This window comes from Kocuria sp. WRN011 (assembly GCF_002295155.1).
GTDB classification, from domain to species: Bacteria; Actinomycetota; Actinomycetes; order Actinomycetales; family Micrococcaceae; genus Kocuria; species Kocuria carniphila.
This window is the reverse complement of sequence record NZ_NSGI01000010.1, coordinates 25,657-39,715: the sequence shown is the minus strand read 5'-3', so window position 1 is coordinate 39,715 and position 14,059 is coordinate 25,657. Positions and strand designations below refer to the sequence as shown.

Annotated in this window: 15 protein-coding genes; 5 read left to right on the top strand and 10 right to left on the bottom strand. The window is 64.7% G+C overall.

Annotated elements, in window-relative coordinates; translation table 11 throughout:
- Positions 1–2,001 (top strand): Stk1 family PASTA domain-containing Ser/Thr kinase, encoded by a 2,001-nt coding sequence (pknB, locus tag CKW39_RS13260; protein ID WP_095798602.1) that lies wholly within the window; start codon positions 1–3, stop codon positions 1,999–2,001.
- A gap of 138 nt (positions 2,002–2,139) precedes the next feature.
- Here the strand turns inward: pknB and CKW39_RS13255 are convergent, their stop codons facing one another.
- Entirely contained in the window at positions 2,140–2,781 is a 642-nt protein-coding gene (locus CKW39_RS13255) for an aminodeoxychorismate/anthranilate synthase component II (RefSeq protein WP_095798601.1), read from the bottom strand.
- 172 nt (positions 2,782–2,953) lie between these two features.
- Between CKW39_RS13255 and CKW39_RS13250 the strand changes: the two genes are divergently transcribed.
- On the top strand, positions 2,954–3,406 hold the full coding sequence (locus tag CKW39_RS13250; RefSeq protein WP_095798600.1) for a cell division protein CrgA: 453 nt from the start codon (positions 2,954–2,956) through the stop codon (positions 3,404–3,406).
- Positions 3,407–3,451: 45 nt separating this feature from the next.
- On the top strand, positions 3,452–3,742 hold the full coding sequence (locus CKW39_RS13245; RefSeq protein ID WP_095798599.1) for a hypothetical protein: 291 nt from the start codon (positions 3,452–3,454) through the stop codon (positions 3,740–3,742).
- A 38-nt stretch (positions 3,743–3,780) separates the two neighbouring features.
- Here the strand turns inward: CKW39_RS13245 and CKW39_RS13240 are convergent, their stop codons facing one another.
- From CKW39_RS13240 to CKW39_RS13220, 5 genes are all read right to left on the bottom strand, one after another.
- On the bottom strand, positions 3,781–4,332 hold the full coding sequence (locus tag CKW39_RS13240) for a YceI family protein (protein WP_095798598.1): 552 nt from the start codon (positions 4,330–4,332) through the stop codon (positions 3,781–3,783).
- 185 nt (positions 4,333–4,517) lie between these two features.
- On the bottom strand, positions 4,518–5,555 hold the full coding sequence (locus CKW39_RS13235; RefSeq protein ID WP_095798597.1) for a pirin family protein: 1,038 nt from the start codon (positions 5,553–5,555) through the stop codon (positions 4,518–4,520).
- A gap of 48 nt (positions 5,556–5,603) precedes the next feature.
- On the bottom strand, positions 5,604–6,293 hold the full coding sequence (locus CKW39_RS13230; protein WP_238663036.1) for a flavin reductase family protein: 690 nt from the start codon (positions 6,291–6,293) through the stop codon (positions 5,604–5,606).
- Positions 6,294–6,478: 185 nt separating this feature from the next.
- Entirely contained in the window at positions 6,479–7,006 is a 528-nt protein-coding gene (locus CKW39_RS13225) for a flavin reductase family protein (RefSeq protein WP_095798596.1), read from the bottom strand.
- A 104-nt stretch (positions 7,007–7,110) separates the two neighbouring features.
- Positions 7,111–7,782, bottom strand: coding sequence for an alpha-ketoglutarate-dependent dioxygenase AlkB (locus tag CKW39_RS13220; protein WP_095798595.1), 672 nt, complete (start codon positions 7,780–7,782; stop codon positions 7,111–7,113).
- Positions 7,783–7,899: 117 nt separating this feature from the next.
- Here CKW39_RS13220 and CKW39_RS13215 point away from each other — a divergent pair, with 117 nt between their 5' ends.
- Positions 7,900–8,880 (top strand): LLM class flavin-dependent oxidoreductase, encoded by a 981-nt coding sequence (locus tag CKW39_RS13215; protein ID WP_095798594.1) that lies wholly within the window; start codon positions 7,900–7,902, stop codon positions 8,878–8,880.
- A gap of 3 nt (positions 8,881–8,883) precedes the next feature.
- On the opposite strand, the gene CKW39_RS13210 is transcribed toward CKW39_RS13215, so the two are convergent.
- The 3 genes from CKW39_RS13210 to CKW39_RS13200 form a co-directional block, all read right to left on the bottom strand.
- Positions 8,884–9,699 (bottom strand): alpha/beta fold hydrolase, encoded by an 816-nt coding sequence (locus CKW39_RS13210; RefSeq protein ID WP_095798651.1) that lies wholly within the window; start codon positions 9,697–9,699, stop codon positions 8,884–8,886.
- Between the two features lie 190 nt (positions 9,700–9,889).
- Entirely contained in the window at positions 9,890–11,047 is a 1,158-nt protein-coding gene (locus CKW39_RS13205) for a CaiB/BaiF CoA-transferase family protein (protein WP_095798593.1), read from the bottom strand.
- 33 nt (positions 11,048–11,080) lie between these two features.
- The gene (locus CKW39_RS13200) at positions 11,081–12,586 is read right to left on the bottom strand and encodes a DASS family sodium-coupled anion symporter (protein WP_216823181.1); all 1,506 of its coding nucleotides are present in this window, start codon (positions 12,584–12,586) and stop codon (positions 11,081–11,083) included.
- A 196-nt stretch (positions 12,587–12,782) separates the two neighbouring features.
- On the opposite strand from CKW39_RS13200, the gene CKW39_RS13195 reads away from it, so the two are divergent.
- Positions 12,783–13,451: a GntR family transcriptional regulator gene (locus tag CKW39_RS13195; RefSeq protein ID WP_238663037.1), complete on the top strand. Its 669-nt coding sequence runs from the start codon at positions 12,783–12,785 to the stop codon at positions 13,449–13,451.
- 60 nt (positions 13,452–13,511) lie between these two features.
- On the opposite strand, the gene CKW39_RS13190 is transcribed toward CKW39_RS13195, so the two are convergent.
- Positions 13,512–14,057: a MaoC family dehydratase gene (locus tag CKW39_RS13190; RefSeq protein ID WP_095798591.1), complete on the bottom strand. Its 546-nt coding sequence runs from the start codon at positions 14,055–14,057 to the stop codon at positions 13,512–13,514.
- Positions 14,058–14,059 lie beyond the last annotated feature (2 nt).

The following is a 14,059-nucleotide window of genomic DNA, read 5'->3' as shown; positions in this document are numbered from 1 at the left end:
ATGCCGATGCCCGCAATGCCAGACCTGATCAACGACCGGTACAAGGTCGGTGAGGTCATCGGTCGCGGTGGCATGGCCACTGTGCACGTGGGTGAGGACACCCGTCTGGGGCGTCGCGTAGCCATCAAGGTATTGCGACCCGAACTCGCCGCGGACGATACGTTCCACGAGAGGTTCCAGCGCGAGGCACAAGCAGTGGCCTCCCTGAACCACCACACGATCGTCTCGATTTACGACACCGGCGAGATCAAGCCGCAGGGCCCGGACGGCGTGACCCGACCGTACATCGTGATGGAGTACGTCCCCGGGCAGACCCTGCGGGAACTGATCCACGGTAAGGGCATCGACCCCGAGCAGGCCATCGAGTACATGTTCGGCATTCTGGATGCCCTCTCCTTCAGCCACCGCGCGGGCATCGTGCACCGCGATATCAAGCCGGCCAACGTGAAGGTCACCCCGGACGGCGGGGTCAAGGTCATGGACTTCGGCATCGCACGCGCCGTGGAGGACACCCAGGCCGCGCTCACGCAGTCCCAAGCGGTCCTGGGCACCGCGCAGTACCTGTCCCCCGAGCAGGCCCGCGGTGCCTCGGTGGACCCGCGCTCGGACCTGTATTCCGCGGCGTGCGTGCTGTTCGAGATGCTCACCGGCCGCGCACCGTTCGTGGGCGAGTCCTCGGTCGCGATCGCAGCGCAGCACGTGCGGGACGCACCGCCCGCGCCGTCGGCGTTGAACCCCCAGCTGCCCAAGTCCGTGGACCGGTTCATGGAACGGGCGCTGGCCAAGGACCGGGACCATCGCTTTTCCGACGCCGCTCAGATGCGTCGCGCGTTGCGTACAGTTCTCGTGGAGTTGCCGGATGATCTCGAGGCCACTCAGGCAATGGATCCGACGCAGACCGCGGACACCAACACCAAGACACTTCCTGCGGTGGGTGCCGGAGCCGCCGCCGGCGCCGTGGTCGCAGCCGGACGCAGTGAGACCGCCGAGCAACCGGTCGACGCGAATGATGACCCCCTGCACTACGAACTCGATCCGGATGAGGACACCGAGGACGTGCGACCGGGTGCCGCGGCTGCCGCGCCTGCCAAGCGGGACAAGCAGAAGGGCGGCAACGGCTGGATCCTCCCCGCGGTGCTGATCGTCCTGCTCATCACGGGGCTCGGAATCGGCGGTGTCCTGGGTGTGCAGTGGTGGCAGAACCAGCAGGTGGAGCAGCCGTCCATGGTTTCCGTTCCGCAGGTCGTGGGAATGGACCGCACCACAGCGGAGAACACGCTGCGTGACGCCCAGCTCGAGCCCACCTTCAGCACCGAGAACAGCGATTCCGTGCCGGAGAAGCACGTCATCACCATGGATCCTTCCGCGGGCGATCAGGTGGCGGTGGGTTCCAGCGTGGCTGTGACCGTCTCGGACGGGCCCGGCACCGTGGACGTCCCCAATGACCTGGTCGGTCAGACCCTGGACAACGCCCGCAATGCCCTGCGTGAAGCGGGCCTGAGCGTGGGCATGGTCAGCACGGCCAACAGCGCAACCGTTCCCGAGAACGTGGTGATGTCCACCGATCCAGCTGGCGGCACCTCGCTCGACAAGGACAGCCCCGTGCAGTTGCAGGTCTCCAGCGGTCGGGTGACCGTGCCGGACGTCGTGGGCATGTCCCGCGCCGAAGCCGAGAGCGCCCTACGCGCGGACAACGTCCGGTTGAACTTCAACATCGCAGTCCGGGATTCCCGGGATGAGGCCACGGACAACGTGCTCGAACAGTCCGCCCCGGCCGGTTCTTCGGTGGCCCAGGGGTCCACGGTCACACTCACCATTGCGCGTCAGGTGACGCCGTCACCCACGGCCACACCCACCCCCACGCCGGAGCCCAGTGAGGAGCCGACGGCGGAACCGACCTCGGCCGAGCCCACACCGTCTGCCGAGCCCGAATCGGCCGGCAATGGTTCGGACGAACAGGCTGAGAGGCCGACCCCGGCATCTACCCGCTCCCGGGGTTAGCCGCTCCACAGACGACGACGCCGTGCTCCCCCTTCTCGGGGAGCACGGCGTTTCCGTGAAGGTCACCGCTGATGCCGGTCATGGTTGTGCGTGACGTCGCATCCGGACGAGACCCGAACGTAGCGGGACGCTGAACTCTCAGGCGGTCATGAGCGGGGACAACCCGGCGGCCGCGGCTGCGGCACCCACCTGCCCGACCTCTTCGAGCCACGTGCCGAGCATGAGGTACCCGCCCTCGGTGAGCACGGACTCGGGGTGGAACTGCACGCCGTGCAGGGGCGCGGTGCGGTGCTTGAGCCCCATGACCACCTGGCCGTCCTCGGTGGTCGCGGTGACCTCGAGGCAGTCCGGGACCGTAGCGGCGTCGACGGCGAGCGAGTGATAACGCGTGGCCGTGAACGGGGACGGTACGGAAGCGAACACGCTCGTACCGTGGTGGATCAGCTGGGAAGTCTTGCCGTGCATCAATTGCTGCGCGTGACCCACGCTGGCGCCATAGACCTCGCCGAGCGCCTGGTGACCCAGGCACACACCCAACAGCGGGGTCCTGGTCTGTTCGGCCCAGCGGATCAGGTCTGGGCAGACACCGGAATCCGCCGGTGCGCCGGGCCCCGGTGACAGCAGGACGCCCTGGTGCTCACCGGCCAGAGCGGTCACCGCCGCGACATCGAGGTCGTCATTGCGGATCACCGTGGTTTCGGCCCCCAACTGTTGGAGGTAACCCACCAAGGTGTAGACAAAGCTGTCGTAGTTATCCACCACGAGAATCTTCACGGACACGAAAGCTACTCCTGCGCGTACAAGCGATTAGACGGAACTATCGCGCAAGTCTACGCCCGCGTGAGCGGTAGACTGAACGCCGGTTTCACGCCCAGGCGTCTCACGCTCGCAATGCGTACCGTGGAGGGGTCCGAACCCCGCACGTCCCACGCAGCAGGAGGAATGATCAGTAGTGTCCCAGCCCAAGAAGCGATTCGGTAAGTCCCGCGAGTCCCTGGAATCCAACCAGAAGTACGCGATCACGGATGAGGATCGTCAGCTGACCGAACTGGCCGCCCAGAACCTGCCCCGCAATCGTCATGCGGAAGCGTTCGAGAAGTCGGTAGCCCGTGACAACGGTGGCTCCACCTCCGCAACGGCGGACGGCACGGACGAGCTGGAGGGTGAGAAGAACAAGAAGGCCCTGCGCAAGGCAGCCAAACGCGACCGCACCGGCGAGCCCCAGCCGACCCCCATGTGGTACAAGGTGGTCATGATCGGCCTGATGATCGTGGGCCTGCTGTGGATCATCGTGTACTACCTGTTCCAGGGCACACTTCCCATTCCGGGGATCAACGTGTGGAACCTGATCATCGGCCTCGTCTTCATGATGACCGGACTGATCATGACCACCAGATGGCGTTGACCCGCACGCTTGCGCTCATAGAATTCTCAGCCCAGGAGGCACATCGTGGCCACGTCACCGCAGCAACCGGGTTCGGATCCTGACCCAGTTGGCCCCGCCAGTACCGGAGACGCCGGGGACACCACCCCGCGCTCGGATCAGACTCCGGACAGGGAAAAGTCCCGGCCGCAGGAATCTGCGACCGGGACAGCCCCGCTCATTGAAGACCGTCAGGACACCGGGGGGAACAAGCGTCAGATCAACGCCGCTCGCATGGAAGTGCGATTGCGGCGGATTGCCCTGCTCGGACTTGTACTGGTGCCCTTGGTGTACTTCATCGTGCAGTCGCTGCGCTGACCCTCTCCCCGGCCCGCGCAGCGACCGCACGTGCGGGATCAGTTGGCCTCGGGAGCCACGAACTCGACGTCCAGGTCGATGCTGACCTTGTCGGACACCATCACGCCGCCGGCTTCGAGGGCAGCGTTCCAGGTCACGTTGAACTCCTTGCGGGAGATCGCGGTGGAAGCGGTGAAGCCCGCACGGGTCACGCCGAAGGCGTCAACGGCCACACCGTTGAACTCGGCTTCCAGCTCGACCGGCTTGGTCACGCCGCGCAGGGTCAGCTCGCCGGACACGGTGCCTTCGCCGTCGGTCAGGTTCAGGCCCAGGATGCGGTAGGTCATCTCCGGGTGGTTGGCCACGTCGAAGAATTCCTCGGAACGAACGTGGTTGTCACGAGCTTCGTTCTTGGTGTCCACGGAAGCCATGGCCACGACGATCTCGCCGGTGGACTGTGCTGCGTCCTCAGCCACGTTGAGCTGGCCGGTGACGTCCGAGAACTGACCGCGGACCTTGGAGATGCCAGCGTGACGAACGCTGAAGCCGATTTCGGTGTGGGCGGGGTCGAGGGTCCAGGTACCGGTGGTCATGCCGTTCAAAGTAGTCATGGGGGTTCTCCTTGAAATTGTCGCGTTCCCCGTTTATCCGGGGAACTATTGCTTGCTTCGGAAACTACTTTACTCGCCCGTGTTGAGATGTCAACCAATTCCGCAGAAAGTATTTATATGATCTGCGTCATAGAAAAACCCGATCCGGGATCGGATCGGGTTTTCCTCTAATTGCCAGCGCAGCGCTACGGCCTGGGCTTGAGTCGCACGTTGGGCAGCGTGGGCGCCGGAAGAGCGCCGTCATCGTGCGAATCAACGACGACGCTCGGGAACCTGCCGTGCGGATCGGCGTCCTCGACGGTCGGGGCGTCGTCGGCGTCGATCGCGGACTGCCAGGCGTCACGGTAGGCGACGATCTCGTCGTGGGACCGGCCCACGAAGTTCCACCACATGGTGATCTGCTCACCGAACGGGGTACCGCCCAGGATCAGAAGGATCACCTGCTCGCCCTGTGGGACCCGGAACCTCACTGTCCGGGCACCGGTGGCGATGTGTGCCAGCTGCGCAGTCTTGAGCACACACCTGGGGCCGCCGTCGTCGGGGTCCACCTGGATCAGGGTCTTGCCCTCGTCCAGCAGTACGCCGTGTTCGAAGTCCTCGTTCAGGTCGAACTCGACCTCAACGGTGTGCTCGGTGGCGTCGACCACGAGCTCCGCGCCCAGCACGGGGTGGAAGGAATGCACCGGCGAGCGCTGCCCGGCGAATTCACCCAGGAACACGCGCAGGTCCCAGTCCTCACCGCTCAAGGGCTCCGGGGTGTAGGCCTCGAAACCAGGGTCGGTGTCGCGGGATGCGTCCGGCAACGCCAACCACAACTGGGCACCGTGCAACACGGTGGTGTCCGCTGTGGAGTATTCGGTGTGGCTAATGCCGCGCCCGGCGGTCATCAAGTTGATGCTGCCGGGAGTCACGGTGGCCTTGTGACCGGCCGAATCTTCATGGTCAATGCGGCCGGTGAACAGCCACGACACGGTCTGCAAACCGGTGTGCGGGTGCGGCGGAACGTTCATGCCGCCGGTTTCCGAGACGTCATCGGGGCCGTAGTGGTCCACGAAGCACCACGGGCCGATCATGGTGCGACCGCGCGCCGGAAGGGTGCGGCGCACCTGCATGGCACGCGGACCGCCCAGCGGAACCTCACGGGGGTCGATGATCTCGAGGCCCTGCGCGGGCTCGTCCTCACCGCACAACTGTTCTGAGGGGTCCGGTTCGATATTGCTCACTGCGTGCCTCTTTCCTTGCCCGTTTCCTTACGCGCGGCGTTCCCGCGTTCAGATCTGGTAATCGATCACGGACTGTTGGCTGAGCCCGTGGAACTGCCGCTGGTGATACACCAGGGGTTCCCCCGAGCCCTGGTCGCCCAGATTCTCCACGACAGACGCGTTGAAGACCAGTGCAGGGCCCGCCTTGACCCGGGCGAGCGGCACGGCACGCAGCACACGACGCACGCCCAGCAGGCGAGGCTCACCGGTGGGCAACGATTCCCACGGCATGTCCTCGCCGAAGCGCGGGGCGCCGGAGATCGAGAAGGCACGGGCCAGGTCGATATTGTCCGCGTCCAGGAAATGCACCAGAAATGACTCCGCGTCGGCCACGATCGCGGCCGAACCGCGTTTGGCCTGCAGAGAGAAACCCAGGATGGGCGGTTGCGCAGAGATCGACGACAATGAGGACGCCGTGAGACCCACCGGGCCCTCCGGTCCCGCCACGGTGATGATCGCGATTCCCGCGGGGTGCTGACCGAAGGCGGCCTTGAACCCGTTGATCAGGTTGTCGTCCTCGATGAGGTCCTCCGTGGGTGCCACGAAGTCGGCGACCTTGGCCGAGGCGTGCTCCGCTTCTTTCCCGGTGGCGGGCACCGAATCCAGGACGTGCTCGTGACGGTCCGGCGACATCAGATCAGCAGAGTCCGCGCCGGGCTGCGAAGCTCCGGATGGTGCGTTGCGAGGCTGATCTGTCATGGAAAGTCCTTCCAAAGGTGGACGTGGTCGACGGCCTCAAACACTGAGAGGCGCGTGGTAGCTGTAACGGGGGCTGACTCTCCACAATTCCAGGCCGCTCCGGATTTGTTCATCCCGCAGCGCAACAGTCCGTCACAATTACTGCCTGCTCCCCGGTGCTCACGTGGTCGTGTCAGCGCGGTTGGCTAGCGCAACGAACGGTATTCCTTGGCGAAGTGCACGAGCGGTGCGTCGGCGTTGCCCGCACCCTCGCCCCGGCCCATGGCCACCACGCGGCCGATGAACACCTCATGGGTGGCCGCGGTATGACTCGAGACGGTCTCGAGTTCGAACCACGCCAGCGAGCCGTCCAGCACCGGAGTTCCGGAACTCTCCGTGCGGTGGAACGGAACGGAATCGAGCAGCCCGTCCACGGGGTTACCGGGACTCGCCAACCAATTGGCCACGGATCGCTGGGACGAGTTCAGCAGGCTCAGGGTCCACACACCGGAGGTTTCCACTGCCTCGCAGATCCGCCCCATGTCGTAGAGACACACAAGCATAGTGGGCGGATCGTAGGAAACATCTGCGAATGCCGTGACCGTGGCCGCGTGGTCCTTACCCCGGTGCCGCGCACACACCACGCCCACGCCCGCCGCGTGGTCACCGGCCAACAGCCGGTAGCGGTCCACTTGCTCGTCGGTGGGTTCCGGGTCCACTGCCTCAACGTCCATGCGTTCAGTGTGGCATTCTCGCCGACGACGCCGCGCCCGACCCCGCCCCGCTACCTCACCTTTCCCGGCGGGGCCGCTCGCTCATTCCCCAGCCAAGCCACTCGCTACCCCTGCCCCCCGGTCATCCGCAGCGTGATGTTGAGCCTGCCGCCGTGCTTCATCCCCAACTGCGGACCGCCGGTTCCCGGATACACCTTGGGTACACCGTGGAACGCATAGCGTGAGGGGCCGCCGAACACGAACAGGTCCCCGGAGCGCAGTTCGATGTCCTGATAGGGCGCGGTACGGGTCTCGGTGTTGCCGAACCGGAACACGCACGTATCCCCCAGCGACAGGGACACGATGGGCGCGGCCGAGTACTCATCCTTGTCCTGGTGCATACCCATGTGGGCCTGGGAATCGTAGTAGTTGATCAGCGCGGAGTCCGGCTCGAAGTTCAACGCGAGTTCATTCAGCTCGCCGTACGCGTCCGCCGCGGCACGCTGCCCCATGTGCACGAGCCACCCCGGCAGCTCTTGGACCCCCGGCCCAGCACTCGCGCCGTACCGGTAGGGCCGCCAATTACGACCCAGCATGACCGACTGCACGGACATCCGACCCCCGCCGGGCATGACCTGGTGCCGCATGGGAGAATCCCTGACCCAGACGCGGCATTGGGTCACCAATTGGGCCTGTTGTTCGGTGTCCAGCCAGTCAGGGATATGCACCGCACCGGGCGCCGGTTCCTGGCGCTCACGCGGTACGGAGAACAATTCGTTGACCTCGAATTCGGCCATGCATCAAGCCTACGCAGCACCCCCGACAGCCATAAGCGCCCCAAGAACCGTGGGAATTATACCGCCGCACGAGCCGTTATTTCCCCTAGAAACCATCATCGAGAAGTGAGGTATTACGTGCGCCAGCCGCTGTCCGTCATTGATTTCGCAACCGTCCGCAAGAACCAGTCCGTGGGTGAGAGCTTCGCGGATTCCGTTACCCTCGCGCAGGAGGCCGAGCGACTCGGCTACACCCGGGTTTGGTACGCGGAGCACCACAACATGCCCACCATTGCGTCCTCTGCGCCGGCCGTGTTGATCTCGCACATTGCGGCTAAGACGGAATCGATCCGGCTGGGTGCAGGCGGCGTGATGCTTCCCAACCACTCGCCGCTCACGATTGCCGAGCAGTTCGGCACTCTGGAGGAGCTCTACCCGGGACGCATCGACCTGGGCCTGGGCCGCGCTCCCGGAACCGATCAGCGCACGTTGCAGGCCCTGCGCCGCTCCCCGCAGTCCGCGGACAGCTTCCCGCAGGACGTCAAGGAACTGCAGGGGTACCTGACCGGAAACTCCCGTATCCCCGGCGTCTCCGCCATGCCCGGCGCCAACACCAACGTGCCGCTGACCATCCTTGGATCATCACTGTTCGGTGCGCAGCTGGCGGCCTCTTACGGCCTGACCTACGGATTCGCCTCGCACTTCGCCCCGGACGCCCTGGCGGACGCGGTCAACACGTACCGCACCCAATTCCAGCCCTCCGAGCAGTTGGCCGAGCCCTACGTGATCGCGGCGGTCAACGTGATCGTCTCCGAGAATCCTGAGGACGCAGCTCGCCAGCTCGAAGCCACCCAGCGCGCCCGTGTCCGCATGATGGTGGGCCGTGGCCGCGAGTTCACTGAGGACGAGATGGACATGGTCATGGCCTCGCCCGCCGCGCAGCAGGTACTCCACATGCTCAAGTACACCGCGGTGGGCACCCCGGACACCGTGGTCGACTACCTCGAGCGTTTCGCCCAGCACGCGGATGCGGATGAGCTGATGATCTCCCCCGTGGCCACCCGCCAGGAGGACGTCCTCGGGGGCATGGAGCTGCTGGCCAACGCCTGGAACAAGTAGGCCCTAGGCGAGCTTGCCGAGGAAGGCGCCCAGAGCGGCGTCGAACTCGGTGGGGTTCTCCATGTTGGGCGTGTGGCCGCTGTTGCTGATCACCGCCAACTCGCCGTGCGGCAGCAGCTCGGCCATGCGCTGGGCTGCGCCGCCGTCAAAGGCGTCGTTGTCGCCGGCGATCACCAGGGCGGGTTTGTCGAAGTTCTTGAGCGTTTCGACAAAGTCGTTGCGTTCGGCGCGGCCGCGCATGGCTGCCGTGGCACCCTCGAGCGGTGACGCCTGGATCATCTCGAGCACCGTCTTGGCCACCTCGGGCAGTCGCTCCACGTTCTCTTCCCAGATCATCTTGGGCAGCACGGCCTCGCCGTAGGCGTCCATGCCGCCGCTCACGATTCCGTCAGCGGCCACGTGACGACGACGCCGCCCCGCCGCGTCCTCGGCCTGCGGCACCGTGTCGTTGATGATCAGAGCGCTCACACGCTCCGGGTAGGATTCAGCCAGCTGCATGGCCACCTGTCCGGCCATCGAGAAGCCCAGCAGCACCGCCCGCTGGACCTGGAGCTCGTCGAGCAGAGCGATCACGTCCGCCACGAATTCCTCGGTGTACACGATCCCGGGAGTGACCTCTGATGCCCCGAATCCGCGCAGGTCCGGGGCGATCACGCGCCAATCCTGCTCGGTGAAGGCCTTGACCTGGCCGTCCCACATGGAACGGTCGTAGGCGTGACCGTGCAACAACACGAGCGGGGCCCCCTGGCCCTCGTCCGTGTAGGCGAGGTCGATGTCGTTGACGTGTGCGGTGTGCGTGGTGAATGCGGAACGGCTCATGGCTCCCATGATGCCAGCCACCTGGCGGGGGCCTCCACGACCGGCCATTTGATGACGCCTTACTGCAGGGTAGGGCGCCTTACCGTGCAGTAAGGCGTCACGAAATGGTTCCCACACAGCCCCGACGCCGCCCGCCCCGGGAAGGGGGCGAGCGGCGTCGGCAATCTGGGTGAGGCCCGGGCACGGATAGTTAGGCCTCGCGCAAGAACTCTTTGATGACCGCGTCCGTGTGCTCACCCAGGGCGGGCACAGGCTTCATGGCGGGCTCGGTGCCCTGCAAGGTGGCCGGGGGCATCATGGACCGCACCGGGCCGGCCGGGGTTTCGACGTCGCGCCAACGGTTGCGCTCGGCCAACTGTGGATGCGCGGAGAACCCGTGCATGTCCCGCAGCTGCGCGTTCGCAATCCCCACGGCGTCCAAGCGGTCCTGCAACTCCTCGGTGCTCAGGGTGGAGGTGGTTTTAGCAATGATGTCGTCCAGTTCCTCCCGGTTCTCCACGCGGCGGGCGTTGGGCGTGAATCGGGGATCCTGAGCCATGTCAGGGCGCTCAATGACCTGGTCACAGAACAACTGCCACTCGCGCTCGTTCTGGATCCCCAGGAAGACCGTGCCCTCCAAAGTCTGGAATGGGCCGTACGGGGCAATGCTCGCGTGCGAAGCTCCCGCACGACGCGGAGCCTTACCGCCGTATTCGGCGAAGAAGTAGGTCTGCTGCACCCACTCCCCCAGGGACTCGAGCATGGAGATGTCCAGCACCTGACCCTTGCCCGTCTTGCCTCGCTGAATCAACGCGGCGAGGATCCCGGAATAGGCGTACATGCCGGCGGAGATATCCGCGACGGACACGCCCACCTTGGCCGGAGCCTCCGGGGTGCCCGTGACGGAGAGTAACCCGGACTCGCACTGGATGAGCAGGTCGTAAGCCTTGCGTTTGGTGTAGGAACCGCCCATGCCGTACCCGGAAATCGACACGTGAATCAGCTGGGGATTGATCTCGTGCAGTGCTTCCGCGCCGAGACCCAGTCGCTCGGCGGCGCCGGGTGCCAGGTTCTGCACGAGGACATCTGCTTCCTTCATGAGCTCGCGCATGACCTCTTTGCCCTGCTCGGACTTGAGGTCGAGAACCACTGATTCCTTGCCACGGTTGAGCCACACGAAGTAGCTGGCCATGCCGTTGACGGTTTCGTCGTAGTTGCGGGCGAAATCACCTTCGGCACGTTCGATTTTGATGACGCGCGCACCCAGGTCCGCCAGCTGACGGGTGGCGAACGGAGCGGCAACGGCCTGCTCCATGGACACCACGGTGATGCCGTCCAGGGGAAGTGAGTTGGGTTCTGACGTAGTCATGAAACCTCCTTCGGGGATGAGAACTGCAGTGGCTTAGAAGACGAGGGGCACCAGGAACAGGCCGGCCGCCAGGACCACGAAGATCGCTCCGATGTTCATGTAGATACCGGTACGGACCATCTGCTGCATGGTCACGGCGCCCGAGGCGAAAGCAATCGCATTGGGAGGTGTACCCACGGGCAACATGAACGCACACATGCACGCGATGCCCGCTGCCACCACGAACACGGTGGGATCGGCGCCGATACCCACGGCGATACCGCCGACCACCGGGACGAATGCCGCAACCGTTGCGGTGGAGCTGGTGAACTCGGTCAGCATCAGGAGCACGGCCACCATGACGCACAGGATCAGCCATACGGGCAGCGCACCCAAGCCGGCCACGGCGTCACCGATCCACGCGGACAACCCGGTGCCGGTGATCTGTGAAGACAAGGCCAGGCCGCCACCGAACAAGAGCAGGATTCCCCAGGGGAGCTTCTCCGCGGACTTCCAATCCATGAGCATCACGCCACGGGACGGGCGCACGGGCATCATGAAGGTCAGCAGTCCGGCGGTCATGGCCACCACGCCGTCGGTGATCCAGGTACCGGGGAAAATCAGGGGCAGGGCAATCCAGCAGATCGCGGTCGAGCCGAAGATCACTGCGATCATGCGCTCACCCGTGGACATTTTGCCCATCCCGGCCAGCTCCGACTCAAAGAGTTCGCGGCCGCCGGGCAACTCATCGACCTCGGGGCGCCAGACCCACTTGGTCAGCACGAGCACGCCCAGGACGTACATCACGATCATGACCGGGACACCGACGAGCATCCACTGCAGGAAGGTCACGGGCACACCCAGCGATTCACGCAGGTAACCCACCACGATCAGATTGGCCGGGCTGCCGAGCATGGTGCCGAACGAACCAATGGTCGCACCGTAGGCGATGCCGAGCACCAGAGCGATGCCGAACTTGGAGTTCTTCTGCAGCCCGATCCGGCGCTCCTCGACCATCTTCACCACGGCCATACCCATGGGGATCATCATCATGGCGGTCGCGGTGTTGGACACCCACATGCTCAACAGGGCCGTGGCGAGCATGAAGCCGGCCACCAACCGTGTCGGTTTGGTGCCGACCCGCAGCACGACGTTCAACGCAATGCGGTAATGCAGGTTCCACCGTTCCATGGTCAATGCCAGCAGGAAGCCGCCCATGAACAGGAAGATGATGTCGCTAGCGTAGGAGGGCGCGATGTCCTCCAACGGCGCCACACTCAGCGCCGGGAACAGCACGAGCGGCGTCAGCGCGGTGACGGGGATAGGTACGGCCTCCGAAACCCACCACACACCCATGAGGATGCCGATGGCGGCTGTCACACGGGTCTCGTGCGGAAGATCGGAAGGCATCAATATATAAACCAGAGCACCCAGGGCGATACCCCCGACGACTCCAATGAGTCTGCGGTTGTAATGACTGGCCTCACCGACGTTTTCGGCCATTCCGGGAGGCTGCTTCATCCCGGTACTGCTTATAGAGCGTGAGTTCTGATCACTCATACCCGCCACCTTTGCTTGAGACATGCACTTCAATATATTGGATACTGTGACGCCTGTCACCCCCTGGGACCAATAATCTTTTGAAGGCCCATCTGCCGCGAAATCTCGGGGATGTCAGCCCCTGTTCAGAACTGAGAAGCCATATAGTTCAAGGGGAAACAGCAGCCACCTACCGTCAATCCACCGAGGAGAGGCCATGTCCGGGCCCAACCAACCCCCGGCCCATCGCCGCGGGACCATGAGTCGCCGTGCTATGGAGCACATCCGTGCCCAAATATTGGACGGTCATTACTCCGCCGGGGACGTGATCCGCCCCGAAACCGTTGGCCCGGAAATCGGCATCTCCCCCACCCCCGCCCGGGAGGCCCTCCAGGCGCTCACCACGGAGGGCTTCCTGTCCTTGATTCCGGGCAAGGGATTTACCGTGGACCCGCTGACGCCCCAGGACATCGAGGACGTCTTCACCGCTCAACAACTCATCGCCGGAGAGCTCGCTGCGCGCGCCGCCCAACGCGCGACGCCTCAGGACGTCGACGAACTGGAAGCCATTCATTTCGAAATCAACGCCGCCGCAGTGCGACGCCTGGTCGACGTGGTCGAGGAACGCAATCACGCGTTCCACCGCCACATCACCCTGCTGGCGGACGCCCCCAAGCTCGCGCGCATCCTGGCGATCGTGACCCACTACGTGCCGCGCAGCTTCTACGGCTCCATCGAGGGCTGGCCCAAGGCCTCGGCGGAGGACCACGCTCGCATCATCGCGGCGTTCCGCTCCAACGACGCCGACGCCGCTCGGGTCGCCATGGCCGAGCACGTCGCCCACGCGGGTGAGCTGTTGGCACAGCACATCGCCGCCCAGAAGTGATCCGGACGGCGATGTACGTCTTGCGAGCGCTCTAGCGCTCAGCAATTGGGCACGGACTGTCTAATTCTGGATACCCGCTGCCTTGAGGGAACGTTCGTCCCACACGGGATCCTTGCGACCCACCGCGGGGCTGTGTGCCTTGCGATAGACCAGGATGGTGCGCTCGAAGGTGATCACAATGACCCCGTCCTGGTTGTAACCCACGGTCCGTACCGTGACGATGCCGACCTCCGGTCGGGAACTCGAGTCGCGCTTGGACAGCACCTCGGATTCGGAGTAAATGGTGTCACCTTCGAACACGGGGTTCGGCAGCCGCACCTTGTCCCAGCCCAAGTTGGCAAAGACGTTCTGGGAGATGTCCGTGACGGACTGCCCCGTCACCAGAGCCAGGGTGAACGTGGAGTCCACCAGCGGCTTCCCGAACTCGGTTCGAGCGGCAAGATGTGCATCGAAATGAATGGCCGCGGTGTTCTGGGTCAGCAGCGTGAACCAGCTGTTGTCCACGGGAAGCACGGTGCGTCCCAGCGGATGCCGGTAGCGATCCCCCACTTCGAAGTCCTCGAAGAACCGGCCTTCCCAGCCGGATTTGTAGTTCGACTCGCTCACGG

Bases quoted from the DNA above. Each gene is read 5' to 3' on its own strand.
- pknB (WP_095798602.1), top strand. From the start codon at position 1: ATGCCGATGCCCGCAATGCCAGACCTGATCAACGACCGGTACAAGGTC.
- CKW39_RS13240 (WP_095798598.1), bottom strand. From the start codon at position 4,332: ATGACTACTTTGAACGGCATGACCACCGGTACCTGGACCCTCGACCCC.
- CKW39_RS13230 (WP_238663036.1), bottom strand. From the start codon at position 6,293: ATGACAGATCAGCCTCGCAACGCACCATCCGGAGCTTCGCAGCCCGGC.
- CKW39_RS13225 (WP_095798596.1), bottom strand. From the start codon at position 7,006: ATGGACGTTGAGGCAGTGGACCCGGAACCCACCGACGAGCAAGTGGAC.
- CKW39_RS13220 (WP_095798595.1), bottom strand. From the start codon at position 7,782: ATGGCCGAATTCGAGGTCAACGAATTGTTCTCCGTACCGCGTGAGCGC.
- CKW39_RS13210 (WP_095798651.1), bottom strand. From the start codon at position 9,699: ATGAGCCGTTCCGCATTCACCACGCACACCGCACACGTCAACGACATC.
- CKW39_RS13205 (WP_095798593.1), bottom strand. From the start codon at position 11,047: ATGACTACGTCAGAACCCAACTCACTTCCCCTGGACGGCATCACCGTG.
- CKW39_RS13200 (WP_216823181.1), bottom strand. From the start codon at position 12,586: ATGAGTGATCAGAACTCACGCTCTATAAGCAGTACCGGGATGAAGCAG.
- CKW39_RS13195 (WP_238663037.1), top strand. From the start codon at position 12,783: ATGTCCGGGCCCAACCAACCCCCGGCCCATCGCCGCGGGACCATGAGT.